Genomic DNA, 22,521 nt, shown 5'->3' with positions numbered 1-22,521 from the left:
AATGGCCTCGCCCTTAGCACGTTTTGGGGTTTGCGGTATATTTTTTGAGGATTTGTGTCTTGTTTCCCTTTGGGTTTGGTCTATGGAGTTGTTCAAAGGGGAGGATATCCCACGTTGCGCATGGGTGTGACCCCCAAATGTACTTTTTAGTATATATAGGTTTCTATCTGAGCAGAATTTTGTCCAGGTTTATGGTAATAATTCGTAATAAAGTTATATAAATTTTTTCAAGCAGTGACATTAAAGGCAAGCCAGTCGCAAGTATTTTATACCGTGGTTCAATTCTTGTTAGAAACTGATTTTACAGCGGGCGCCGGCAATAGGGGCATAAAAAACTTTATCATTCCTTAAAGACGTTTAGCAGCCATATGAAGAAAGTCGTTCTTGCCTATTCCGGAGGCCTGGACACCTCCGTATGCATCCCCATACTTAAGGAGAACTATGGGTTCGATAAGGTCATCACCGTCACGGTGGACGTGGGACAGCCCGCAGGGGAGATCGAGACCGCGTCGAAGAAGGCGAAGCTCATCGCCGACAAGCACTACACCATGGACGCGAAGGACGAGTTCGTCAGGGACTACATCTTTCCGGCCATCAAGGCCAATGCGATGTATGAAGGCTACGTCATCGGGACGTCCCTGGCGAGGCCATTGATCGCTAAGAAGTGCGTGGACGTCGCCCTCAAGGAGAAGGCCGACGCCCTGGCCCACGGCTGCACCGGCAGGGGCAACGACCAGCTCAGGTTCGAGGCCGTGTTCAGGACGACGGACCTGCCCGTCATCGCCCCGATGAGGGACATGAACCTGTCCAGGAGCTGGGAGATCGAGTACGCGAAAAAACATAAGATACCGGTGCCCGTCACGAAGGCGAAGCCCTGGAGCGTGGACGAGAACATCTGGTCCCGGAGCATCGAGGGAGGCAAGCTCGAGGATCCGGCGTTCGTCCCGCCCGAGGAGATCTACCAGTGGACCCGGGACCCGCTGAAGGCCCCGGATAAGCCGGAGATCGCCTCGATAGGGTTCGAGGCGGGCGTGCCCGTCTCCCTGAACGGCAAAAAAATGAAGGGAGTGGACCTCATCATGGCGCTCCATAAGCTGGCAGGCAAGCACGGCGTTGGCCGGACCGACATGATGGAGGACCGCGTGCTCGGCCTGAAGGCCCGCGAGAACTATGAGCACCCGGCGGCTACGGTGCTTCTTACCGCGCACAAGGACCTCGAGAAGCTCTGCCTGTCCAGGGCGGAGCTGAAGTTCAAGGCCGGGGTGGACGAGGCATGGGCCGAGCTGGGCTACATGGGCCTCGTGGACGAGCCCCTGTATGCGGACCTGAACGCGTTCATCGACAAAACCCAGGAAAGGATCAACGGCACCGTGAAGGTGAAGCTGTTCAAGGGTTGCTGCATGGTCGTGGGCCGGGAATCCCCGACGGCGCTATACAGCGAAGAGCTGGTCTCCTTCGACGGCAAGACGATGGACCAGAAGGACGCCGAGGGATTCGCGAAGTTCCACGGATTCCAGGCGAGGCTTTACAAAAAATTAATTAACCAGTAGCTAATATACGGTGGTCAGCTTCATTTAATAGGAGAAATGTTTCATGGCAGAAAGAATTGAGCATTGCATCTCATGCGGCGTTCGCCTCGAGGGCGCAGGCGCCGTCAGGTTCAAGTGCCCGAGCTGCGGCGCCGAGCTGGGCCGCTGCGGCAAGTGCAGAAAGCAGTCGAACGCCTACGTTTGCCCGTCCTGCGGCTTTAAGGGGCCGTGAGCATGGGAAAGGTAATGGCCGTCATCAAGGTCATGCCGGATAGCGCGGACCGTGACGTGAATAAGCTCATGGATGAGCTGAAGAATGCTCTCCCGAAGAGCGCCGAGTTCAAGGGCATGCAGGTGAAGCCCATCGCGTTCGGCCTGAAGGCTATTTTGGTAGCTTTCGTGGTCAGCGATTCCGAGGGCGGCACCGAGCCGGTCGAGGCGGCCTTCGCGAAGGTCCCGGGCGTGGAGAGCGTCACCGTCGAGAACGTCGACCTCGTATAAATTCGATTAAATCATTATATTAGATAAGGATGGTTACATTACCATTCTTCCTTTTTTGTATAATACTAATTTCTTTCACGTTTCATGCCAGCAAAACGATGGTTAGGCCTACAAGTATAACGATGGTTAGGCCTACAAGTATAACGATGGTTAGGCCTACAAGTATAACGATGGTTAGGCCTACAAGTATAACGATGGTTAGGCCTACAAGTATAACGATGGTTAGGCCTACAAGTATAACGATGGTTAGGCACCCTTGTTTCTTTTACTGAGGCTGAAGGGGGACTTCGCTTCGCTCCGCCCCCTCGCCGACCCCCGGAGCATGATTGCCTGATGGCAAACGAATAAATCAACGAACCATAGATGTAGCGATGCAAACCTATTATAACGTGAGTCCGCGGTCGTCGAGGCGTTCCGGGCATCAGTCGGCCATCAGGCCGATGCGAAGATGGCGGGGTAATGAGCGTTTTTTCCGAAGGATAAAACGCTGCTTAGGGCTTGCGTACGAGCCCGCCGCATCAGCGGCCGGGCGAGTAGGGTGCAAGCCCGGCCCCGACATCGAAGCACCCGGAACGCCGAGTAGCCTTGCCAACAGGCAAGGCGTCGACCCGCGAAGAGAAAGACAATGATATAGCCCTTTTATCACTTTTCTTTATTGCGCGAATAGTTTATATACTACAAATGACATTTGAGTTTTGCATCACGGGCTCTTAACTCAGGGGTAGAGTGCTACGTTCGCAACGTAGATGCCGCGGGTTCAATTCCCGCAGGGTCCACTTCTAACTTCTTAAACTTTTTTAAATACCGCCGCTTTGCGCACAGTTTAAATACCAGGGCCATCTTAAGGCTATAGGCTAGAGGCGTTGGTTAATATGGCAAAAGACAAGGGAACGAAGGGCGCTTCAAAAAAGAGCAAGAAAGAGCCCAGGAACTGGGCAAAGACGATAATACCGCTGTTTTTAGTGTTCATCATGCTCGGGACCGCGGTCGCCTACGTTTGGGGAAGCAACTGGGGCAGCAAGACCGACGGAGGTAAGGGCTCGAGTACGAAGAACGCGTTCGGCAGCGTATCGGACGCGCTCCGCCTCATCCCGGCGGATGCGGGCTACGCACGCTATATCGACCTCAGGAACGATACACTGCTTAGCAATGCCACGAACAGCTACTCCTGGCTCAAGGGGTCGCTGCCGCCCAGCTCTATCTTCAAGGCTGATCCGAAGATAGACCTCTTCGCCATATATCCCTCAGGATATTTCAGCGATTACAACGGCCAGTTCGTGTCCCTGACCGACTTCGGGACGGCCTACAACAAGAGCTGGCCGGACTCGACGGGGTCCGATTATTACCACGAGCTGCTGAGCTACTACAACATCGCGGCCAAGAAGGTCAACGACAATTACTATTACACGCCGTCCACGTACCCGGTCGTCAGCGGGATGCTCGAGAACATGGCGCCCACGGCCTACGTGATGTCTTCCGGGAACACGAGCCTGAGCGCCTACGGGGATTACTCGGACCTGTTCACCGAGCTCAAGTACAAGCAGATACCCATTGAGGGGATGACGCTTGAGATGGTCGGCCTGTCGAGCAACCTGAGCTATTCGGACAGGTACTATGCCGCCATCGGCCCCGTGGACCCGTCGAACCAGTCGCAGGACCGCCTGTACTCGTACGTGGTCATCATGCACGTCAACAACACGACGCTGCTGGACAGCGAGCGGGGGAACCTGGCGCTGTTGCAGGGAATGATGGAGAAGTCCGGCTTCGAGAGCTATAACACGCAGGTCTACGGCGACTACATCGTCATCGAAGCTAAAGGAACGATGGCCCTCTGCCTGGAAGACATGTACTACAGGTGGGGATTTATAAAGTATCAGGCCGCACTATAAAAGAAAATAGCTGGTAAGGGCTCAGTCTTTTACCAGCTTCGCGCCCCGCCCGTACGTGTACCAGATGCGGCAGGCGCCCTCGGTGGACACCATGCAGGCGCCGACGGGCTTCAGGGGCGTGCACGCCCTGCCAAAGAGCTTACAGTCGGTGGGCTCCTTGATCCCTCTTAATAATTGGTTGCACAGGCAGCCCTTTGTTTCCATGCCCGGCTTGAGCGTGATGCCGTACTTTTTAAGGGCGTCGTACTTCTCGAACTGGGGTTTCAGCCTTAAGCCGCTGTCGGGAATGACCGGGAAGCCTCGCCACATGATGTCGCAGACGTCGAAGACTTCGGCCATCATGTGCTTCGCCTTGACGTTGCCCTCCCGCTTCACCACGCTCATGTAGGCGTTCTCCACCTCGGCCCGGTTTTCTACGATCTGCCTGACCAGCTTGTACAGGCCATACATGACCTGCAGGGGCTCGAAGCCCGCGATGACCTGCGGTACGGGGAATTGCTCGTACTCCTCGATGCCGCTGATGGCGCAGACGTGGCCCGGCAATAAAAAGCCGGAAAGGTTGGCCTCGCCCTGCTGCATGAGCCACTTCATGGCCGGCGGCACCAGGCGGTGAGAGACGAGGATGGAAAAGTTATCCGGGGGATTGGCGAGCATGACGGCAGCCGTCGTGGGGGCGGTGGTCTCGAAGCCCACTGCCATGAACACGACCTCCTTGTCCGGGTGCTCCCGGGCGAAGTCGACGGCCTGGCTGATGCTCTGGACGATGTGGATCTCGCCCACCGAGTCGTACAGCGACGTCCTTGAGCCGGGCACTCTAAGGAGGTCGCCGTAGGTGCAGATGACCTTGCCCTGCTCCGCCAGTTCCACAATGGCGTCGATCTCGGCCTGGGGGGTGACGCACACCGGGCAGCCCGGGCCCATGACCACCTTCACGTTCTTCGGGAGGAGCGACCGGATGCCGCTCTTCGTTATCGTGTACTCGTGCGTCCCGCACACGTGCATGATCTTAATCTCACGGCCCGCCGCCAGCTTCTCTATCTTCTTGGCGAGCCCCTTCGCGATCTGTTCCTCTTGCATGTTACCTGCCCACTTCCAGCATTCTATCCAGTGCTTTTTTTGCACGTATACGAATATTTTCCGGTACCCGTATCTGCGTCTTCATGTCCCTCAGGCTGTCCCTCACGGATACGAGGGACGTCATCTTCATGTTGGGGCATACCGCGTACGTGGACAGCGGGTAATACCGTATGCGCGGGTTCTCCTTTTTCAGGCGGTGGATGAGGCCCGACTCGGTGCCGATGATGAGGTCGGCGGTAGCCTCTCGGGCGTACTTGATCATGCCGTCGGTGGAGAAGACCCCGTCGGCGAGGTCGACGACCTCGGGCCGGCACTCCGGGTGGACGAGCACCTGTGCGCCGGGGTGCTCCATTTTGGCCACGAGCACGTCGCCCGCCGTGATGAGGTGGTGGGTCGGGCAGTAGCCGTGCCAGGGGATTATTTTTTTACTGGTGAACTTTTGAGCGTAAGCTGCGAGGTTCATGTCGGGCACGAAGACGGCCTCGGCGCCTTTCAAGGAGTTGACCACCTTGATCGCGTTGGAGGACGTGCAGCACACGTCGCTCTCGGCCTTTACCTCGGCGCTCGAATTGACGTAGCAGACCACCTCGGCGCCGGGGTGCTGCTCCTTGAGCTTCCTCACGTCGGCCGCGGTGATCATCCGGGCCATGGGGCAGCCGGCCTCCGGGGCCGGGTTCAGCACGGCCCTTCCCGGGTTCAGGATGGCCGCGGACTCTGCCATGAAGTCCACGCCGCAAAAGACGATCACTTCGGCGTCGGCCTCGACGGCCTTCTGGCTCAGCCCGAACGAATCGCCCACGTAGTCGGCGATGTCCTGGACTTCGCCGCGCTGGTAGTTGTGGGCTAAGATGACGGCCCTGCGCGCTTCCTTAAGCTTCTTGATCTCGTCGACGATCTGTGTCATATTGTTACCTTTACAATGACGTTGAGGCTTTTTAGACTCTGGATTACCATGCATCTCCTAATAATTATACTTGTCTGTAGGGCCCGCGGCCCGGCAAAAAAGGCATTGTTCTCCGTTACCCGGACCCGAAGAGCAGGTACAGGACAGTGCTGGTCACGAATGTCTCGAGGAAGGCCGCTAAAAACAATAATGGAAAGATCCAGATGAAGTAAATTAAAAGGGCTTCCTTAACTTTATCGAGGAGGCCCTCCTTCTTGCCGAAAAGCGCCTTCAGCGCCAGCACTCCCAGCTTCAGGCCGATGGCGGCCGAGATGAACACCATGGGCAGCTCGATGACCCCGTGGGGCAGCGTGCCCGCCAGGACGTACAGGAGGCTCGTCCGGGACATGGTCACTCCGATGACGATCCCCAGGATGAGGCCGTTGGCCATCATGAAGAACGCGGGCACGATCCCGAAGGCCATGCCGAGCACGATGACCAGCAGGCATTTTACGGCGTTATTGACGAATATGCCGAGCATGAGGCTTAACGGCGAAAGTTCCTTGAGCGGCGACACCTCCTCCGAGACGCTGGACATGATGGTATCTCTCACCTCGGGTATGCTCACCGCGGCCGCGTAGCCCAGGATATAGAATACGGTGAATACCGCAATGGCGGCCAGTATGTAAAGCCTCAAGTCCCAGACGTATCTTAAAAAGGCTTTCGGGCCCGGTATCCTCAGGTTCAGTGGCATCGCTCCTCGCCGTAAGGCGTAAGATAATTTATAGTTTACACTATTATATATTATCTTCTTTTTAAATGCGGGGGCTAAACGGAGCCGAGGAGCGCGCTCGTGATGAACGTCTCGATGAAGGCGGCGACGAACAGCATGGGCACGATCCAGAACACGAAGACCATGAGCCCGGCCATGAGCTCCCCGGTGACCACGTCCTGCCTCTTTATCAGGGAGAGCAGCGCCAGGTAGCCCAGCTTCAGGCCGATGGCGGCGGAGATGAGCACCGCGGGAAGCTCGAGGACGCCGTGGGGGAGTATGCCCGCCAGGAACAACAGTATCCCGCCGACGGCACCCATCTTCGCCACGACCATCTCGAGCACGATGCCTATGGCCAGCCCGTTGGCCATCACGAAGAACAGGGGGAACAGGCCGGCGACAAGGCCGAAGATGAGGGCGAGCAGCGAGGCGAGGGCGTTGTTCCAGAAGATGCCGAGCATCATGAGCAGCGGCTGCTGCCCCGTAAGCTGGTCCGCCTTATCCTGCAGGCCCGAGAGGAGCGCGTCCACGAGCTCCGGGTACATGCCGGGGATGACGTACCCAAGGGCGGCCGACAGGCAGAACAGGGCCACTATGATGGCGATGAACGCGCGTAGCTCGCCCAGGTACCTGACGAACCGGGAGGGCCCGGGAATGTTAACCATGGATGAACACCAGCTCCAGGGTGTTGCGGATGCCGGGGCCGAAGCCGAGCACGAGGAGCACGAACTTGAGCACGTAATAGAGGTCCTTATCCTCGATGAAGTACTTCTCGATGAGGTAGATGACCGGTATGAACACGGCCAGCTTCAGGGCGTACATGACGAAGGCCGAGCCGAAGATGTCTATGAAGAACACGGGGACGACGTGCTTCTCCGCGAAGCCCGTCACGATGTCGATGGCCGTGAACGTTGAGGAGGCGTCGAACATGTGGGCCCCCAGGATCGCGACGTTCAGGGGCATGGTGAGGAAGCCCAGCTTCAGGTAACGGGCGATGAGGTAGACGACCCCGGTAAAGGTGAAGGCCAGCGCGAAGACCACGATGGGCGCCCACCAGACACGTATGGGCTGCGTCAGGAGCAGGGTGCCCCAGACAACGATGACGCCGGCGACGCCCGTCCAGAACAGGGGCTTCGAATAGTCACCGACCCTGCCGGCCCTCTCGAGGTAGACGCAGATGAGCAGCACGGCCAGCGTGATGAGGAACGCCAGCACGTACACGAGAGGGGTGATGAACATATAGCTCAGTGGGGGCGAGAGCAGGTGAACGTCCTCCAGATTCCGCAAGGACGCGCCGAGGATGATGAAGGGCGCGACCGCCATGATAAGCCGCTCGTCGATCTTGAGCCTCAGGAGCGCCATTAACTTTAATATGGCAAAGAGGCTTATAGCAAGGATAATAGCGTAGGTAAGCGTATTTACGACGTTGTAGCCTTCATTGTATATGATCGGGTCAATGTAATACTTGGCTATGAACGAGCCTATGTCCACAGAATCCATTGGGGTGTCTATACGGGCGAACTTGACATAAATGTATCTAAGCACAGCGAAAAGTGGATGCAGCTCCCCCGCAACGTGATCGCCGGGCCGGGCGCCCTCGAGAGCGTGGGCCCCATCTGCAGGTCGATGCGCCTTAAGGGCCGGGCGCTCATCGTCACGGGCCGTAATACCAAGGGCATTGCCGGCGACGCTGTCGCCGAGAGCCTCAGTAAGAATGGCTACGACGCTGATTTTTTAATCGTCGAGAGCGCCACCATGGAGAACGTGGAGAAGGCGAAAAGGGCCGCCAGGGACACGAACGCGGAATTTTTGCTGGGCGTCGGCGGCGGCAAGGCCATCGATATCGCCAAGCTGGCGTCATCCCAGCTCGACATGTACTTCATCAGCGTACCCACCGCGGCCTCCCACGACGGCATCGCCTCGTCCAGGGCCTCCATCATCCAGGGCGGCAAGTCCGTCTCGAACCAGGCGGAGGCGCCCCTGTGCGTCATCGCCGACACGGGGATCATCATGAAGTCCCCCTACAGGCTCCTCGCCGCGGGCTGCGGCGACATTATCTCGAACTATACGGCGGTGCTGGACTGGCGCCTGGCCGCCCGGCTCCGGAACGTCTACATTTCCGAATACTCAGTGGCCCTTTCCGAGATGACCGCACGCATGGTCCTGGATTACGCCCACGATATCAAGCCCGGCCTGGAGGAGTCCGTCCGGCTCGTCGTGAAGGCATTGATATCCTCGAGCGTCGCCATGAGCATTGCCGGGTCATCGGCCCCCGCGAGCGGCAGCGAGCACAAGTTCGCCCATATGCTCGACCAGATCGCCCCGAAGCCGGCGCTGCACGGCGAGCAGTGCGGCGTGGGCACCATCATGATGATGTACCTCCACGGCGGCGACTGGCAGCGCATCCGGGACGCGCTAAAGACAATCGGCGCCCCAACTACTGCAAAAGATCTCGGCATCGAGGATAAGTACATCGTGGAGGCGCTGATAAAGGCCCACACCATCAGGCCGGAGCGCTACACCATCTTAGGCGACAAGGACCTGCCCCATGAGGCGGCCGTGAACATCGCCAGGACGACGAAAGTCATAGAATAGGTTTTCAGGGAAGCGACTCCTCGATATTCTCCTCTTTTCTTGGAGGCCCTTCGACGGTCTCGACCTCCACCTCGTTCTTATCGAGGTCGATGAACTTCCACCGCCCGTCTTCCTGGATGAGGTTCAGCCCGGGACCGAGTTTGGTATCGTTCTTCGTGATGACCTTGCCGTACACGTGCATGCCCATGGGAGTGATGTAGCGGAGCCGGGTCATCGAGTAGTCGGCCGAGTCCATGCACGGGACGACCAGGATGTCGGTAATGATCCCCTTGTCTCCGACGAGCAGCAGCGGCACCTCGGATTCCATGCCGGCGGCCGTGGCGGTCTCGTACGCTTCGCGCTCGATCTTCATACACGGGACATTCGATTACAATAAAATAAGCTTTTTTATGTTAGTATAAAAAGGTTAAAAAAGTGGGCATTTACGGGGCTTCGATAACCTTCACGCTCTTCATCTTATCGCCCTGCTTTATCTTGAGGACGATGTCCATGCCCTTCTCGACCTGGCCGAAGACGGTGTGCTTGCCGTCGAGGTGAGGCTGGGGGGCGTGGGTGATGAAGAACTGGCTGCCGCCGGTGTCCTTGCCCGCATGGGCCATGGACAGGGCGCCCTTCGTGTGCTTGTGGGCGTTCGGCTGATAGCACTCGCACTTGATGGTATAGCCCGGGCCGCCGGTGCCGTCGCCCTTCGGGTCGCCGCCCTGGATGACGAATCCGGGGATGACACGGTGGAACTTCAGCCCGTTGTAAAAGCCGGAGTTCGCGAGCTTCTCGAAGTTCTTCACAGTGTTCGGGGCGTCCTTGTCGAACAGGACGATCTCGATGTTGCCCTTGTCCGTTTCGATGATCGCTTTCTTCATGATATCAACGAGAAAAGGTGAGGCTCATACTATTTAAATTTACAGTGGGCGGACTGCATAAGAATTTTAAGCTCAAAAGATGTATCTGGTTTGGTCGAGTCATGAAGGCAAAGTCGTCTGCTCTTATCGTTATTCTTTTATTCCTTTTCATTTCGCCGGCCCTGGCCCAGTCTTCCACGGACGTGCCGGCGTCGGCATTCCAGGAGAAAGACCTGAGCATCTCGGTCGCGCAGTCGAACTTCTCGTTCGACAGGTCCCCCTCGAGCCAGACGCTATCCATCGTCGTGAGCAACCCCACTAACTCGCCCATGGACGTATACCTGGCCGTTTATCAGAACCAGCAGTGGAACGTGCTGGAGAAGCTGGGGAGCGTCGCGGCCGGGGCGCAGAAGACGTTCGACTACCCCGTTAACTTCACCTACAGCGGAAAGAGCGAGGAGGTCGACCGGTTCGGCGTGGTGGGCAGGACGTACGCCGGCTACGTGGGTTCGGTCTTTTCCATTAACGAGAACTGGACGGTGTACGAGGACTCCCTGAAATCCACGCTCTCGATCTTCGGGGCGGCTTCGGCGGCCGTGCTGATGCTGATCCTGATCATCGTCCTTGCCGGGGTCGTCTCGAAGGCGCTCCACACGAACTACGGAAATGACGGCGAGTACACGTTACGTACGCTATTCTTCCCCATCACGAAGATGCGGCCCTGGGCCGAGCGTATCGCGAACATCATCATCAACCCGTTCTTCTGGGTCATCGAGATCGCGCTCGGGGCGCTGCTGGTCGCCTTGATACTCTGGTTCACCCTGAACGAGACCCGCCCCGACATCGGCTGGCTGGTGTTCCTCATCGGAGGGGTGGCGGCCGTGTTCATGCCCGTCATATTCCTGATAATAGGATGGCTGGCCGACTATTATGAGAGAGAGCCGTTCCGCTTCACCGTGGGCATGTTCATGTGGGGCGTGATGGCCACCTTCTTCGCGTTCTTCATCAATACCACGTTCTCGCTCGTGGCGGGCCTCATCTTAAGCGCCGGGGCGGCCCAGATCATCCTCGCCGTCCTCGTGGCGCCCGTGGTGGAGGAGACGGCGAAGGGCACCGGACTATTAATATTATCGGGCCACCACGACTTCGACAACGTGTTCGACGGCATCGTGTTCGGCTTCGCCATCGGCATGGGCTTCGCGTTCATCGAGAACTGGCTCTACTTCGCCACGAACGCCAGCCCCGTGGCCGTCGGGGGCCTGACCGAGTGGACGTATAACATTTTATACCGCTCGTTCCTGTGCTCGCTGGCCCACGGCTGCTTCACGGCGGCCACGGGCGCGGCCATCGGCTTCTTCAAGGGCCGCATGAAGTCCGCGGGCTTCGCCATCGCGGGGTTCTTCCTGGGCCTGCCGGTCGCCATCCTCCTGCACGGCGTGTTCAACCTCACGGCGGTCTTCGACTCCATCATGCAGACGGCCTTCGGCGTCCCCCTGCCGGTATTCGACCCCTTGCTGACCATCGTGATAACCGTAATATACATAATACTTGGGGCATATCTACAGTTAAAAATGAAGAACAATAATAAGGCTGTTAACAGGTGAATGTAATGCCGACGAGCAAGAAACAGATGGAAAAGCTGAACAAGGTGAAGAAGGCGAAGGCAGAGGAACTGGCGAAGCAGGCCGCATCGGGCAGCGCCGCCGCGAAGAAGAAGCTCAAGAAGCTCGAGAAAAAGATCAAGTAGATCTTTTTCACCTATTTTACTTTTATTAGCCATTTTTTTATAGCCGGAGTGAGTACGCACTATTATGCCCGCCGCATTAACCCAGGAGTCCCGCAGCGTCATCGACGGCACCACGCCGAAGGGGGTCATGAGGGACCTGAAGGCGGCGATACGCCATTATGGCAGGGATGCCTCGCGCCCCATCACGCCCGAAGAGCGACGGCGCCTCGAGCTGAGGCTGCACAAGATGCTCGTATGGGTGGGAGTGCTAACCCCGTTCGAGTTCGAGCTCGGCGGAAGGGTCGTGCCCCTGCACGATATGGTGTGGGACCTGCTGGCCAAGGACTGCCTCACCGATGAGGAGAAGGAGTACGTCCGTAAGCTCATTAACAAGCTCCAGAAGCACGAGAACTTCGACGAGGAAGTCCTCCACAACAGCCAGCTTACCGTCGCCGAGGCGGACGTGATCTTCAGGGAGGCCTCGGGGCTGCTCCGCGCGATACTGAGCCTGAAGTCGCTCGTCGGGCGAAAGGACACCTGCGCCCTGAAGACGAGGACCAGCCAGCGGCGGCTCGAAGAGGCGAAGTACTGGCTGGGCTTTTTAAAACAGATCACGTAAAAGATCAGGCCTCGTGCCTGACCTCGTCCTTCTTGAGCACTTCGTCGGGGTGGGCGTGCACGTCGCCGGTGACGAACGTCATGACCGTGCCCTCTTTGGTCTTCATGACCAGGGCGCCGTCCTCGCTGATGTCCACGGACTGGCCCTCGTAGAGCTTGTCCTGGTCCTTGACGATGATGTGGCCGCCCAGCGGGTAGGCGAGGCTCTTGTACTCGTCCAATATTACGCCGTACTGGCCGTCGTTGAAGTTCTGGTACTGGCGCTCGAACTCGACCAGCAACGCATCAATAAAGTCCTTGCGGGACACGGTCTTGCCGAGCTCTTCCTTGATCGAGGTGGCGGTCTTCTGGATCTTCTGGGGGAACGAGAGCCGCTCGACGTTCACGTTGACGCCGAATCCCAGGACGATGTACTTGATGCTGTTCACGTCCATGGCCATGTCCGTGAGGATGCCGCAGACCTTTCGTCCGCCGATGAGGATGTCGTTCGGCCAGTTGATCTTGGCGTCCAGGCCGTAGAGGTCCCGGATCGTCTTGCATACCGCCGAGGCCGCTGCCAGCGTTATCTTGGTGGCGTGCCGGGGCTGGCACTTCGGGCGGAGCACCAGCGAGAAGCAGACGCCCCCGAACGGGGATATCCACTCCCGGCCGATGCGCCCCTTGACGCCGCCGCTCTGCGTCTCGGCGAGCACCATCGTGCCCTCCGCGGCGCCCGCCGCGGCCATCTCCTTGGCGATGCGGTTGGTGGAAGCGACTTCCTCGAAGTAGTGGATCTTCTGGCCCAGCACCTTCGTCTTCAGGCCCTTCTTGATCTCCTTCGGGATGAGCTTGTCCTCGTTCAGGATGTTCTTTGTGATGAAGCTCGTGCTGTAGTCGCCCTTGCGGAAGTAGGCGTTGAACAGTATCATCTTGTGGAACGGGATGGTGGTCTTGACGCCCTCGACGACGTACTCGTCCAGCGCCCGACGCATGCGGTTGATCGCGCCCGCCCGGTTAGAGTCCCACACGATGAGCTTGGCTACCATGCTGTCATAGTATGGAGGGATCTCGTATCCTGGATAGGAGCACCCGTCGATGCGCACGCCGGGTCCGCCGGGGGCCATGTACTGGGTGATCTTGCCCGGGGACGGGAAGAAGTTCTCCTGGGGGTCCTCCGCGTTGATGCGGCACTCGATGGCGTGGCCGTTGATCTTAATGTCGCTCTGCCTGTAAGGTAGCTCTTCGCCCGCGGCGATGCGCAGCTGCTCCTTGACCAGGTCCATGCCCGTGACGAGCTCCGTCACCGGGTGCTCGACCTGGATGCGGGTGTTGACCTCCATGAAATAGAAGTTGCCGTACTTGTCCAGCAGGAACTCGAAGGTCCCGGCGTTCTCGTACTTGACGGCCTTGGCGCCCTGGACGGCGGCGTTGCCCATGGTCTCCCTGAGCACGGGGGTCATCCTCGGCGACGGCGCCTCTTCGAGTAATTTCTGGTGGCGGCGCTGGATGGAGCAGTCCCTCTCGCCCAGGTGGATGACGTTGCCGCTCTTGTCGGCCAGGATCTGGAACTCGATGTGCCGGGGGTCCTCGAGGTATTTCTCGATGTAGACGTCCCCGTTGCTGAAGAACGCCTCCGCTTCGCGCTTGGCGCTCTCCAGGGCGTCGGGCACCTCGGCGTCCGAGAATACCAGGCGCATGCCGCGGCCTCCGCCTCCGCCCGCGGCCTTGATGATGCACGGGTAGCCGAACCGGTTGGCCAGCTCGATGGCCTCGTCGGCGCTCCTCAGGGTGCCCGTGGAGCCGGGGATGAGCGGCAGGCCCGCCTTCTTCATGGTGCTCCGGGCCACGGTCTTGTCGCCCAGTTTCTTAATGACCGACGGCGGGGGGCCGATGAACGTGGCGCCCGCCTTCCGCACGGACTCGGCGAACGGGGCGTTCTCGGATAAAAAGCCATAGCCGGGGTGCACGGCATCGCACCCGGAGTCGGCGGCCACCTCTAATAAGGCGTCAACGTTGAGGTAGCTGCTCTTTACCGGCGGGGGGCCGATGCTGTAGGCCTCGTCGGCGTATTTGACGTGCAGGGACTTCGCGTCGGCCTCCGAGTAGACAGCCACGGTGGATATGCCCAGCTCCTTGCACGCCCTTTCGATGCGGAGCGCGATCTCGCCCCGGTTAGCGATCAGTACCTTGTTGAACATTTTTTTCACTCGATGACGGCCAGCACGGCGTTCGCGTCCACGTTCTTGCCCTTCTGGGCATACACGGCCTTGACGGTGCCGGAGCTATGGGCCACGATGTCGTTCTCCATCTTCATGGCCTCCAGGACGGCGATGACGTCGCCCTTCTTCACGCTGTCGCCCACCTTGACGTTGACCTTCAGTATGGTGCCCTGCATGGGGCTGGTCACGGCGCCGTTCGACGACGCCTCCTCGACCACGGCCTCCGCCTGCGGCTGTGCAGTAACGGCTACGCCAATGGGCGGCAGGGGCGCGTCCAGCGCCTCGATCCTGATCTCCTTGACCTGGCCGTCCATCTCGATCAGGAAGCGCCTCGCGCTGGGCCCGAGCTTCGACTTCTTCGCCGGCGCCGCTTTGGGCTCCAGCGCCTCGGGCTTGATCTCGCCCTTCAGGAACTTCTCCGCGACGGGCGGGTATAAGGCATAAGTGATATAGTCCTCGTCCTTCACATTCTTGAGGCCTAGCCCGTTAACGGCGGCTATGACGCCGGGCATCTCGGGTTTCAGGAGGTCCGCGGGGCGGACGGTGATGGGCTGCTCGTCGCCGATGACCTTCTTCTGGATCTCAGGGTCCACGGGCGCGGGCGACCTGCCGTAAAAGCCCTTCACGTAGTCCTTGACCTCTTTGGGGACGACCTTGTAGCGCTCGCCCATGACCACGTTGAGCACCGCCTGGGTGCCCACGATCTGCGAGGTCGGCGTGACAAGGGGCGGGTATCCTAATTCCCTGCGCACGACGGGCACCTCTTTCAGCACGGCGTCGTACAGCTCCATCTTGTTCTGCTGTTTTAATTGTGAGACGAGGTTGGAGAGCATTCCTCCCGGTATCTGGTATACCAGGACGTTGACGTCGATCCTCTCCAGGATGGGGTCGATGATGGCTCCATACTTCTCCTTGACCTTCCAGAAGTACTCGGCGATCTCCGCCAGTAGTTTTAAGTCGAGGCCCGTGTCGTAAGGCGTGCCCTGCAGGGCGCCCACGATGGACTCGGTGGCGGGCTGAGAGGTGCCGAACCCGAAGGGCGACATGGCCGTGTCGAGTATGTCGACTCCCGACCCGGCGGCCGCGTAATAGCTCATGGGGGCGATGCCGTTGGTGCAGTGGCAGTGCAGATCCACCGGAAGCCCGACCTCCTTCTTGAGCCGGGACACCAGGTCGGCGGCCGGCTCGGGCATGATGAGCCCCGCCATGTCCTTGATACATATGGAATCGCAGTCCAGGGCGGCAAGCTCCTTCGCCATCTCCACGAACTTGTCGTTCGAGTGGACCGGGCTGAGCGTATAGCAGATCGTGCCCTGGACGCGGGCGCCGCACTTCCTGGCGGCCTTGATGGAGGCCTCCATGTTCCGGATGTCGTTCACGGCGTCGAAGACTCTAAAGATGTCCACGCCGTTCTTCGATGCGAGGGTGACGAACTTCTCGACGACGTCGTCGGAGTAGTGCCGGTATCCTACGAGGTTCTGGCCCCTCAGGAGCATCTGGATCGGAGTGGTCTTCGCGGCCTTTTTAATAATTCTCAGCCGTTCCCACGGGTCCTCGTTGAGGTACCGTATGCACGTGTCGAAGGTCGCGCCGCCCCATGCCTCTAAAGAGTAGAAGCCTACCTGGTCCAGCTTCTCGATGATGGGGACCATGTCCGCGGTCCTCATCCTCGTCGCCGCCAGGGACTGGTGGGCGTCTCTCAGGATCGTTTCCGTTATCCGTACCATGCACTATTCCTCGCCAAGCACTATGAATGATGAATGCGCTACGGTATTTTCAAGGTAATATGATATAATCTTAACGGCACCGGCGGCTAACTGGTTCCTCCGGGTAAAAAACATAGTGCGGGAGCTTTATTGCTTCTTTTTAGATAGCAGGGTCGCCGCCGCGAGCGCCGAGGCTCCTATGAGCCATTCCATTCCGGGGGAGGGCTTAGGCGTTGCCGTTGAAGTGGGTGTTCCAGCTGGCTTCTCCGTAGGCGAGGGAGTAAGCGTGGCCGAGGGCCAGGGCTCCGGGGTGGCGGTGGGCGTCGGAGTGGCCGTCGGGGTCGGCGTCGCTGCCGCGCCGGCCACGATGTAGTTGCTCCGGACGAGCTTTCCCTCGCCCCGCACGTTCTTCACCGTAAGGGTGACGGTGTATGAGCCGGAGTTCTGGTAAATGTGGGGCGGGCTCTGCATGTTCGACGTGGTCCCGTCGCCGAAGTCCCAGAGCCAGCTCACCGGATACCCCGTACTGGCGTCGGTGAATTGCACGGGCAGTGGGGATGTTCCCGAAGTGGCGTCAGATGTAAAGTCGGCCGCCGGGTGCTCCGGCATGGGATCGACCAGGGGGGCGTGGTCGCCGTTGTTCTCGGCCAGCATGACTGCCGTATCCACAACGCCGTCCCCGTTAGCGTCGGTTCCGTCCAGGCCGCCCCAGTAGTTGCCTAAATAGCCCGAGAATTGCCTGCCCCCGTAGCCGTAGGTCAGCGGCATGGACGAGTTCCAGTGGTTCCAGATGCCGTTACCCAGGCCGTTCGACCCCGGGTTGTCCCTGAGCACGTTCATGTAGATCGTGTTGGAGGCGCTGGAGCCGGTCACGGCGATGCCGTACTGGTTGTCCGTGACGATGTTGAGGTATATGGCGTTCCCGCTGGAGTCGGGGACGTTGATGCCCACGTTGTCGTTCCCGGCGACCGTGTTGTTCATGACGGCGCAGCCGTGCGCCCCCGAGACCAGGATGCCGTTACCGTTGCCGGTCACGATGCATTCCATGACCTTCACGCTTCCGCAGTCCCTTACTACGATGCCCGTGGAGCCGCCCGTGACGCGGAACCTCTGTACCACGGCGTTGTCTGCGGCGATCGTGATGCCGGCGCCAGAGTCGACGTCGATAGTGGGCATGCCCGCGCCGGAGCCCCCGCCCACGAGCGTGATATCCTTCGTGATGACCACGTTCTCGTGGTACGTGCCGCTGTCGACGCTGATAATGTCGCCGGACGAGGAATTGGCGACGGCAGCGCCGATGGTCGGGTAGTCGCCCGGCACCGAGTAGGTGGCGGCCCATGCCGTGGGCAATAACATCAGCGCGGCCAGAAGGGCCAGTGCGGTCATAAGGGGGCGTGTAAGCATATTATCCTAGTAGTCGGCAGCCGATATAATGGTTACCCGCCGGGGAAAATATACATACTATTCCCGGCTATATGGAAAAAAGGTACGACCATGGTCAGCGCGTGCATCCTGTACTTTTCACAGACCGGCAACACCGAGAAGGTGGCCTACACCATAGCGGGACGCTTCCAGGGCGAAGGCGTGGACAACGTGACCCTCCACCTCGAGGACGCCGCGGACTTCCCGGAGGCCTACGAGGATTCGGACATCGTGGGCGTGGGATTCCCCACGTTCTTCGGCTACCCGCCCCCTCACGTCATGAAATTCATCCGGCGCCTCAAGGGCAAGGGCAGGAGCGCCTTCGTCTTCACCACGTACGGGGGCACCACGGCCGGCGATAGCCTGTTCGACGCTGCCATGGCGCTATCGAAGCGGGGCTTCAGGGTCCTGGGCGGCCTGAAAGTCGAGGCCTTCGATAATTATCCCCAGAGCATCTGGCTTAAGATCAATGAGGGCCGGCCCAACGAGATCGACCTGGCCCGGAGCGAGGAGTTCGCCGCGCGGATACTTAAGGCGCATAGCGAGCGCCAGGGCATCGAGCCGGAGGCGCTGGCCAGCACGAACCCGTTCTTCATTAAGAATCGCGGCAAGCCCCGGAAGAAGACCGTGGGAGCCCTGCGCGAGAAGGTGGAAGGCAAAGTAATATTCAACAAGGAGCTCTGCCTGTTCTGCGAGACCTGCAAGAAATCCTGCCCCACGAAGAGCATCACCTCCGGCGAGGCCCACCCCGAGTTCAGCTGGAAGTGCATCGACGGCATGCGCTGCTACCAGTGCGTCCGGGTATGCCCTGGCAAGGCGCTGCTATACGAGCAGCCCATATCGGACAAGGAATACAAGAAGCTGCTCAAGGGCATCGCCGACACCCCCGAGGAAAAGGCTCGGGCATATATCGTTCCCTGACATAGCCTTATTAACTAACAAAGAGAGTTAGAAACTTATGCTGATGGATGTCTCGTCCGCCCTGATCTCCACGGGCACCATGTTCGTGATCGGCTCGGTAGTGCTCTTCCTCATCTACTATTTTACGTCCCCCTTATACACCGAGTACGGGGACAAGAGATCAAGACTGTACTACAGCCTCTTCAACGCGCTCTACTTTTCGATCGTCCTGGCCATACTCTTCCTCATCCTTCCGTCGCTGTCGGAAAGCAGCGGCATGCTGATTAGCCTGGCCATCGGGCTCGTCATCATTCTGGCCTCCACGCTAGTCCACGTGTACGCCATCAACGTCCTGGTCAGGCGGGGCATCATTAAGATCAAGCAAAAGAGGAGGATCCGCTAAAGCGGAGCGCTAAAGCTCGAGCTCAAGGCCGTCGTATGCCGCGATGAGGCCGTTATTCGAGCGCTCGATCTCTTTACGTGCGCCGGGCGTGTCGTATAAGTGAGCATTAAAATGCGTCAGCGCCAGCTTTTTTGCCCCGGACTTTTCCGCCGCCGCGAGGGCGTCCTCCGGGTTCAGGTGAGGCCACCGGTCGCTGTGGCGGCCCGGGAGCTCGGAGCACTCCGTGATGAGCAGGTCCGCGTCCCTGCCGAGCCTTATGAGATTATCGCATAGCCCGGTGTCCGTGCAGTAGGCGATCGTGAGGCCGCCCAGCCGGAACCGGTATCCCATGCAAGGGTCGGAATGCATGAGAAGCCCGAAGTCCTCGAGGTAGGGCGCCTTCGCCCTGTCCCGGGGCAGCTCGTACACCTCGACCGGGAAGGGGCCTTCGCCCAGGGGAACGGTGTAGGGCTTCTTGATGATGGCACGGAGCGCCTTTTCCGTGCCCTCCATCCCGAATATCCGCAGGCTCTCTAACGGGAGCATTACGATAGTGTGCAAGCCCTCGATGTGGTCGAAGTGGTAGTGGCTGAGAAAGAGGTCTACCGGCTTATTTTTTATGTATCTGCCCAGCTTGTGGATGCCGTTCCCGGCGTCGAGGACCACGTGCCGGCCGTCCGCCTCCAGGAGAGTGCATATCGTGTTGCCCGTCTCGCTGTCGAACCAGCCGTTCGTGCCCAGGAACGTGACTTTCATACACGCTACTTGGCGGCCGTCGGATAAATACTTCGCGGGCCAGGAGGCGAGGCCGGCGCCTTCTCCAGGTCGTTCAGCCGCCGGTCGGCGAACTCCCACAGCGCGCCGTACTCGAACTTCCAGCTCTTGATGAAGTCCCGGTAAGCGCCGGCAGCCGCCTCAAGGTCCCCCGACTCCTCGAGCGCAACGCCCATGTCTAAGTAGGCCATGCTCAGGCCGGGGTCCAGACTAAGGGCCTCCTTATACTCGGAAACGGCCCAGTCCAGCTTGTCGAGCGCGGCCAGGGTCTTCCCCAGGCTGTAGTGGGCCTCGGCGAAGTTCGGGCTCAGCCGCACGGCCTCGCCGAGCTCCTTCAGGGCGGCGCCGTGGTCTTCCCTTGCGCTCAGGGCGAGCGCCATGTTGAAGTGGAGCTCCGGGTCGTCCGGGTTGATGCTGAGCCCCCGCCCGTACTCGGCCACGGCCCGGTCGATCATCCCGTTATGGGCGAGCATTGCGCCGATGTTGTTATATGCCTGGTACAGGCCCGGGTCGAGCCTGAGCGCCTCCCTGAACTCGGCCATCGATAGTATGGCCTCGTCCCGGCCGGCCAGCTCCACGCCCCTGTTGTAGTGCTCCAGGGCCTGCCTGCGCCGGATGCCCCCGACAGCCATGAGCTCGCTCTTCGCGTGGTCGTGGAGGCCCTTGTTGGTGAGCGCCAGGGCCAGGTTAAAGTGGGCCTTCGCGTAGTCCGGCCTGAGCCTCGCGGCCCGGTTGTACTCCCTTATGGCGTCGTCGAGCATGCCCTTCTTCGCGAAGACGACGCCCAGGTTATAATGCGCCTCCGCGAACCCGGGGTCCAGCTTGATGGCGGCGACGAACGATCCCATGGCATCGTCCAGCTTACCTGCGCGCACGAGGGCTACGCCCAGATCATAATGTGCTTCGGGGTCGTCAGGATGAGATGAGATAGCCTTCTTGAGCTCTTCGGCCGCATGGGCGTAGTCCCGTCTGCCCAGGTACGCCCTGGCCTTCTCGGCGCCGGGCTCTTCAGCCCTGCCGTCCACGAGAAGGCCTTTAGTGATCAAGCCCAAAGCTCTTACGATATCCTTCATTATGCCCCACTTTTTCTTATGCCATGCATTTCGCATGCGCCAAATATTAGAAAAATATTAACACTATACATAATTAAACTACCGATTGTTTCACTTTATAGAGAATAATTTTAGCTATTTTTACAAAAATGCGAACATATTATTCGATAAAAAGAAAATTTTTCCGCCGATAACGGGGGGATAAGTTACTAGTCAGGGATGCTTTTTCATCACTTCGAGAGCGGCGCCTTCCTCGTCCGCGTTAAAGAAGTACTTGCGCGATGAGTACTTCGAATCCCGGAGCTTCTTTATCTGTATGACGTCCCTGGGCTCGTCGTCCACCTCGACCTTGCTTATCCAGATGACCCCGTCCACGATGTGCTCCAGCGCTTTAATTAATTCGGGGCGATGCGCCCCCATGTGGATCGTGTAGAGCGTGGTCGTGCCGTAGTTCTTCTGGATGGCCATCTGGTGGTGGATGTAGTTTAAGATAGAGCGCTCGGAGTCGCTGGCCAGGATTAGCGTGGTCAGCGAGTCCACGACGCCCCTCAGATTATTATACGGCTTGATCTCGGCCGTGGCCTGCTTCACCACGTCGTGGACCTCGGTGATGCTGGCCAGGTCGTGGCAGACGTACTTCCACTTCGAGACGAACTCCCCCCACCCGAAGGCGTCGGTGAAGCCGTCGATGATCATAAGCTGGTCGCTGTTGATGTTCTCCTCGGGCTCGAGGCCGAACACGTTGAGCGAGTTCACGATCGCCTGGGGCGGATGCTCCATGTTGAAGATGTAGCAGTACTCGTTGTTGAGCAGCCCATCGGCGATGAACTTGCTCTGTAAGATCTGCGATTTGGCCCCCGTGTCCTCCTCGATGAGCACGAGCGACCCCCTTGGCAGGCCTCCGTCGAGCGCGTTGTCCAGGTCCTGTATGCCGAACCTGGCCCGGTTCTTTATTTCGGTCATGCGTCCACACCACGTCGATTTCGATATACCTTAGTTAGGGACGCTCAACGGTAATAACTATTTCGAGGAGGGGAAAGAACACAATGTTTATATGGCTCGGGAGTGCTCTTTCCATAAAAGATCACAGGTGGGTTCAAACACGAGAAAAGCACTGGCGATCGTGATGGTAACTCTTTTAGCGGCCATCATGATGGCTTCAAGCGGCTGTGTTTACATACAGGACATCATCAATCCCGGGCCGACGACCACGCCGGTCGTCGTTACGCTGACCCCCACGCCGAAGCCCCCCACGGTGACTCCCGCGCCCACTGTGGTGGCTAGGCAGATGAGCACGGACGTGAAGGTCCTGCCCGTCGGGGAAAAAGGGCTGGAATCGTTCAATTTCACGAAGGATTCGGACTACCAGAAGGAGTACATCACCATCGAGCTGGCCAACGACGGCAACACTACTGCAAAGAAAGTGACGGTCACGCTAAAAATAATTGATGCGCATGGGGGCAATGAGCTAATAGAGCAGCCCTTTGTCATCGGCGATATGGCCAGAGGAGACCGCAAAGTAGTCTCCCTTGAGACCGATAAGCACGACCTCGCCCCTTCGGTGCTCATCACCATCGAGCGCATCGAGTGGGGAGACGACGGCGAGTACTATAACGACATCAAGTACCTGAACGTGGCCAGGTCCATATGGACGTGAT

General features: G+C 58.9%; 24 protein-coding genes and 1 tRNA gene. 12 read left to right on the top strand and 13 right to left on the bottom strand.

Going from position 1 to position 22,521, the window contains the following annotated elements:
- The first annotated feature begins 368 nt into the window (after nucleotides 1–368).
- The 5 genes from MCP_RS01035 to MCP_RS01015 all read left to right on the top strand — a co-directional run bounded on the left by MCP_RS01035 (nucleotide 369) and on the right by MCP_RS01015 (nucleotide 3,919).
- A complete protein-coding gene (locus MCP_RS01035; RefSeq protein WP_012898950.1) occupies nucleotides 369–1,550 on the top strand; it encodes an argininosuccinate synthase in 1,182 nt (393 codons plus the stop codon).
- A gap of 43 nt (nucleotides 1,551–1,593) precedes the next feature.
- Nucleotides 1,594–1,761, top strand: coding sequence for an HVO_2753 family zinc finger protein (locus tag MCP_RS01030; RefSeq protein ID WP_012898949.1), 168 nt, complete (start codon nucleotides 1,594–1,596; stop codon nucleotides 1,759–1,761).
- Nucleotides 1,762–1,763: 2 nt separating this feature from the next.
- Nucleotides 1,764–2,030 (top strand): elongation factor 1-beta, encoded by a 267-nt coding sequence (locus tag MCP_RS01025; protein WP_012898948.1) that lies wholly within the window; start codon nucleotides 1,764–1,766, stop codon nucleotides 2,028–2,030.
- Between the two features lie 704 nt (nucleotides 2,031–2,734).
- A tRNA-Ala gene (locus tag MCP_RS01020) sits at nucleotides 2,735–2,806 on the top strand.
- A gap of 96 nt (nucleotides 2,807–2,902) precedes the next feature.
- Nucleotides 2,903–3,919 (top strand): hypothetical protein, encoded by a 1,017-nt coding sequence (locus tag MCP_RS01015; RefSeq protein ID WP_012898947.1) that lies wholly within the window; start codon nucleotides 2,903–2,905, stop codon nucleotides 3,917–3,919.
- 21 nt (nucleotides 3,920–3,940) lie between these two features.
- Here MCP_RS01015 and hypD read toward each other — a convergent pair whose 3' ends face one another.
- The 5 genes from hypD to MCP_RS00990 form a co-directional block, all read right to left on the bottom strand.
- On the bottom strand, nucleotides 3,941–4,996 hold the full coding sequence (gene hypD, locus MCP_RS01010) for a hydrogenase formation protein HypD (RefSeq protein WP_012898946.1): 1,056 nt from the start codon (nucleotides 4,994–4,996) through the stop codon (nucleotides 3,941–3,943).
- 1 nt (nucleotide 4,997) lies between these two features.
- Nucleotides 4,998–5,900, bottom strand: a complete 903-nt coding sequence (nadA, locus tag MCP_RS01005; protein WP_012898945.1) for a quinolinate synthase NadA — start codon at nucleotides 5,898–5,900, stop codon at nucleotides 4,998–5,000.
- Nucleotides 5,901–6,015: 115 nt separating this feature from the next.
- Nucleotides 6,016–6,633 carry a stage II sporulation protein M gene (locus MCP_RS01000; RefSeq protein WP_012898944.1) on the bottom strand — a complete coding sequence of 206 codons (618 nt, stop codon included), beginning with the start codon at nucleotides 6,631–6,633 and terminating at the stop codon, nucleotides 6,016–6,018.
- A gap of 74 nt (nucleotides 6,634–6,707) precedes the next feature.
- A complete protein-coding gene (locus MCP_RS00995) occupies nucleotides 6,708–7,316 on the bottom strand; it encodes a stage II sporulation protein M (protein ID WP_012898943.1) in 609 nt (202 codons plus the stop codon).
- Nucleotides 7,309–8,151, bottom strand: coding sequence for a DUF63 family protein (locus tag MCP_RS00990; RefSeq protein ID WP_231845127.1), 843 nt, complete (start codon nucleotides 8,149–8,151; stop codon nucleotides 7,309–7,311). The genes MCP_RS00995 and MCP_RS00990 overlap by 8 nt, the downstream gene beginning before the upstream one ends.
- Nucleotides 8,152–8,178: 27 nt before the next feature.
- Here MCP_RS00990 and MCP_RS00985 point away from each other — a divergent pair, with 27 nt between their 5' ends.
- Nucleotides 8,179–9,246 (top strand): NAD(P)-dependent glycerol-1-phosphate dehydrogenase, encoded by a 1,068-nt coding sequence (locus tag MCP_RS00985; RefSeq protein ID WP_269446008.1) that lies wholly within the window; start codon nucleotides 8,179–8,181, stop codon nucleotides 9,244–9,246.
- Nucleotides 9,247–9,250: 4 nt separating this feature from the next.
- On the opposite strand, the gene MCP_RS00980 is transcribed toward MCP_RS00985, so the two are convergent.
- A complete protein-coding gene (locus tag MCP_RS00980) occupies nucleotides 9,251–9,598 on the bottom strand; it encodes a hypothetical protein (protein ID WP_012898940.1) in 348 nt (115 codons plus the stop codon).
- A gap of 70 nt (nucleotides 9,599–9,668) precedes the next feature.
- A complete protein-coding gene (locus MCP_RS00975; RefSeq protein ID WP_012898939.1) occupies nucleotides 9,669–10,106 on the bottom strand; it encodes a peptidylprolyl isomerase in 438 nt (145 codons plus the stop codon).
- A 101-nt stretch (nucleotides 10,107–10,207) separates the two neighbouring features.
- On the opposite strand from MCP_RS00975, the gene MCP_RS00970 reads away from it, so the two are divergent.
- The 3 genes from MCP_RS00970 (at nucleotide 10,208) to MCP_RS00965 (ending at nucleotide 12,430) form a co-directional block, all read left to right on the top strand.
- Nucleotides 10,208–11,689, top strand: coding sequence for a PrsW family intramembrane metalloprotease (locus tag MCP_RS00970; RefSeq protein WP_012898938.1), 1,482 nt, complete (start codon nucleotides 10,208–10,210; stop codon nucleotides 11,687–11,689).
- Nucleotides 11,690–11,694: 5 nt separating this feature from the next.
- Nucleotides 11,695–11,832 (top strand): hypothetical protein, encoded by a 138-nt coding sequence (locus tag MCP_RS15805; protein WP_173332308.1) that lies wholly within the window; start codon nucleotides 11,695–11,697, stop codon nucleotides 11,830–11,832.
- A gap of 64 nt (nucleotides 11,833–11,896) precedes the next feature.
- Complete coding sequence (locus tag MCP_RS00965) at nucleotides 11,897–12,430, top strand: DUF5788 family protein (protein WP_012898937.1); 534 nt, start codon at nucleotides 11,897–11,899, stop codon at nucleotides 12,428–12,430.
- A 4-nt stretch (nucleotides 12,431–12,434) separates the two neighbouring features.
- Here MCP_RS00965 and accC read toward each other — a convergent pair whose 3' ends face one another.
- The 3 genes from accC to MCP_RS16100 form a co-directional block, all read right to left on the bottom strand.
- A complete protein-coding gene (gene accC, locus MCP_RS00960) occupies nucleotides 12,435–14,606 on the bottom strand; it encodes an acetyl-CoA carboxylase biotin carboxylase subunit (RefSeq protein WP_012898936.1) in 2,172 nt (723 codons plus the stop codon).
- A gap of 5 nt (nucleotides 14,607–14,611) precedes the next feature.
- Entirely contained in the window at nucleotides 14,612–16,354 is a 1,743-nt protein-coding gene (gene oadA, locus MCP_RS00955; protein ID WP_012898935.1) for a sodium-extruding oxaloacetate decarboxylase subunit alpha, read from the bottom strand.
- Nucleotides 16,355–16,480: 126 nt separating this feature from the next.
- Nucleotides 16,481–17,737: a NosD domain-containing protein gene (locus tag MCP_RS16100; RefSeq protein WP_012898934.1), complete on the bottom strand. Its 1,257-nt coding sequence runs from the start codon at nucleotides 17,735–17,737 to the stop codon at nucleotides 16,481–16,483.
- Between the two features lie 90 nt (nucleotides 17,738–17,827).
- On the opposite strand from MCP_RS16100, the gene MCP_RS00945 reads away from it, so the two are divergent.
- Both MCP_RS00945 and MCP_RS00940 read left to right on the top strand, forming a co-directional pair.
- Nucleotides 17,828–18,676, top strand: a complete 849-nt coding sequence (locus tag MCP_RS00945) for an EFR1 family ferrodoxin (protein WP_012898933.1) — start codon at nucleotides 17,828–17,830, stop codon at nucleotides 18,674–18,676.
- 37 nt (nucleotides 18,677–18,713) lie between these two features.
- On the top strand, nucleotides 18,714–19,058 hold the full coding sequence (locus tag MCP_RS00940) for a hypothetical protein (RefSeq protein ID WP_012898932.1): 345 nt from the start codon (nucleotides 18,714–18,716) through the stop codon (nucleotides 19,056–19,058).
- Between the two features lie 9 nt (nucleotides 19,059–19,067).
- Here MCP_RS00940 and MCP_RS00935 read toward each other — a convergent pair whose 3' ends face one another.
- The 3 genes from MCP_RS00935 to MCP_RS00925 form a co-directional block, all read right to left on the bottom strand.
- Nucleotides 19,068–19,793 (bottom strand): MBL fold metallo-hydrolase, encoded by a 726-nt coding sequence (locus tag MCP_RS00935; RefSeq protein ID WP_012898931.1) that lies wholly within the window; start codon nucleotides 19,791–19,793, stop codon nucleotides 19,068–19,070.
- Nucleotides 19,794–19,798: 5 nt separating this feature from the next.
- Nucleotides 19,799–20,884 (bottom strand): tetratricopeptide repeat protein, encoded by a 1,086-nt coding sequence (locus tag MCP_RS00930; protein ID WP_128859878.1) that lies wholly within the window; start codon nucleotides 20,882–20,884, stop codon nucleotides 19,799–19,801.
- 192 nt (nucleotides 20,885–21,076) lie between these two features.
- Nucleotides 21,077–21,826 carry an RAD55 family ATPase gene (locus tag MCP_RS00925; protein ID WP_012898929.1) on the bottom strand — a complete coding sequence of 250 codons (750 nt, stop codon included), beginning with the start codon at nucleotides 21,824–21,826 and terminating at the stop codon, nucleotides 21,077–21,079.
- A 163-nt stretch (nucleotides 21,827–21,989) separates the two neighbouring features.
- On the opposite strand from MCP_RS00925, the gene MCP_RS00920 reads away from it, so the two are divergent.
- A complete protein-coding gene (locus MCP_RS00920) occupies nucleotides 21,990–22,520 on the top strand; it encodes a hypothetical protein (protein WP_128566949.1) in 531 nt (176 codons plus the stop codon).
- Nucleotide 22,521 lies beyond the last annotated feature (1 nt).

This window comes from Methanocella paludicola SANAE, assembly GCF_000011005.1.
GTDB lineage: Archaea > Halobacteriota > Methanocellia > Methanocellales > Methanocellaceae > Methanocella > Methanocella paludicola.
Note: the sequence above shows the minus strand (reverse complement) of the source record. Positions and strands in the feature narration are given on the sequence as shown.

Excerpts from the sequence above, each read along its gene's own strand:
- MCP_RS01035 (WP_012898950.1), top strand. The coding sequence starts at position 369 with ATGAAGAAAGTCGTTCTTGCCTATTCCGGAGGCCTGGACACCTCCGTA.
- MCP_RS01030 (WP_012898949.1), top strand. The coding sequence starts at position 1,594 with ATGGCAGAAAGAATTGAGCATTGCATCTCATGCGGCGTTCGCCTCGAG.
- MCP_RS01025 (WP_012898948.1), top strand. The coding sequence starts at position 1,764 with ATGGGAAAGGTAATGGCCGTCATCAAGGTCATGCCGGATAGCGCGGAC.
- MCP_RS01015 (WP_012898947.1), top strand. The coding sequence starts at position 2,903 with ATGGCAAAAGACAAGGGAACGAAGGGCGCTTCAAAAAAGAGCAAGAAA.
- hypD (WP_012898946.1), bottom strand. The coding sequence starts at position 4,996 with ATGCAAGAGGAACAGATCGCGAAGGGGCTCGCCAAGAAGATAGAGAAG.
- nadA (WP_012898945.1), bottom strand. The coding sequence starts at position 5,900 with ATGACACAGATCGTCGACGAGATCAAGAAGCTTAAGGAAGCGCGCAGG.
- MCP_RS01000 (WP_012898944.1), bottom strand. The coding sequence starts at position 6,633 with ATGCCACTGAACCTGAGGATACCGGGCCCGAAAGCCTTTTTAAGATAC.
- MCP_RS00995 (WP_012898943.1), bottom strand. The coding sequence starts at position 7,316 with ATGGTTAACATTCCCGGGCCCTCCCGGTTCGTCAGGTACCTGGGCGAG.
- MCP_RS00990 (WP_231845127.1), bottom strand. The coding sequence starts at position 8,151 with ATGGATTCTGTGGACATAGGCTCGTTCATAGCCAAGTATTACATTGAC.
- MCP_RS00980 (WP_012898940.1), bottom strand. The coding sequence starts at position 9,598 with ATGAAGATCGAGCGCGAAGCGTACGAGACCGCCACGGCCGCCGGCATG.
- MCP_RS00975 (WP_012898939.1), bottom strand. The coding sequence starts at position 10,106 with ATGAAGAAAGCGATCATCGAAACGGACAAGGGCAACATCGAGATCGTC.
- MCP_RS00970 (WP_012898938.1), top strand. The coding sequence starts at position 10,208 with ATGAAGGCAAAGTCGTCTGCTCTTATCGTTATTCTTTTATTCCTTTTC.
- MCP_RS15805 (WP_173332308.1), top strand. The coding sequence starts at position 11,695 with ATGCCGACGAGCAAGAAACAGATGGAAAAGCTGAACAAGGTGAAGAAG.
- MCP_RS00965 (WP_012898937.1), top strand. The coding sequence starts at position 11,897 with ATGCCCGCCGCATTAACCCAGGAGTCCCGCAGCGTCATCGACGGCACC.
- accC (WP_012898936.1), bottom strand. The coding sequence starts at position 14,606 with ATGTTCAACAAGGTACTGATCGCTAACCGGGGCGAGATCGCGCTCCGC.
- oadA (WP_012898935.1), bottom strand. The coding sequence starts at position 16,354 with ATGGTACGGATAACGGAAACGATCCTGAGAGACGCCCACCAGTCCCTG.
- MCP_RS16100 (WP_012898934.1), bottom strand. The coding sequence starts at position 17,737 with ATGCTTACACGCCCCCTTATGACCGCACTGGCCCTTCTGGCCGCGCTG.
- MCP_RS00945 (WP_012898933.1), top strand. The coding sequence starts at position 17,828 with ATGGTCAGCGCGTGCATCCTGTACTTTTCACAGACCGGCAACACCGAG.
- MCP_RS00940 (WP_012898932.1), top strand. The coding sequence starts at position 18,714 with ATGCTGATGGATGTCTCGTCCGCCCTGATCTCCACGGGCACCATGTTC.
- MCP_RS00935 (WP_012898931.1), bottom strand. The coding sequence starts at position 19,793 with ATGAAAGTCACGTTCCTGGGCACGAACGGCTGGTTCGACAGCGAGACG.
- MCP_RS00930 (WP_128859878.1), bottom strand. The coding sequence starts at position 20,884 with ATGAAGGATATCGTAAGAGCTTTGGGCTTGATCACTAAAGGCCTTCTC.
- MCP_RS00925 (WP_012898929.1), bottom strand. The coding sequence starts at position 21,826 with ATGACCGAAATAAAGAACCGGGCCAGGTTCGGCATACAGGACCTGGAC.
- MCP_RS00920 (WP_128566949.1), top strand. The coding sequence starts at position 21,990 with ATGGTAACTCTTTTAGCGGCCATCATGATGGCTTCAAGCGGCTGTGTT.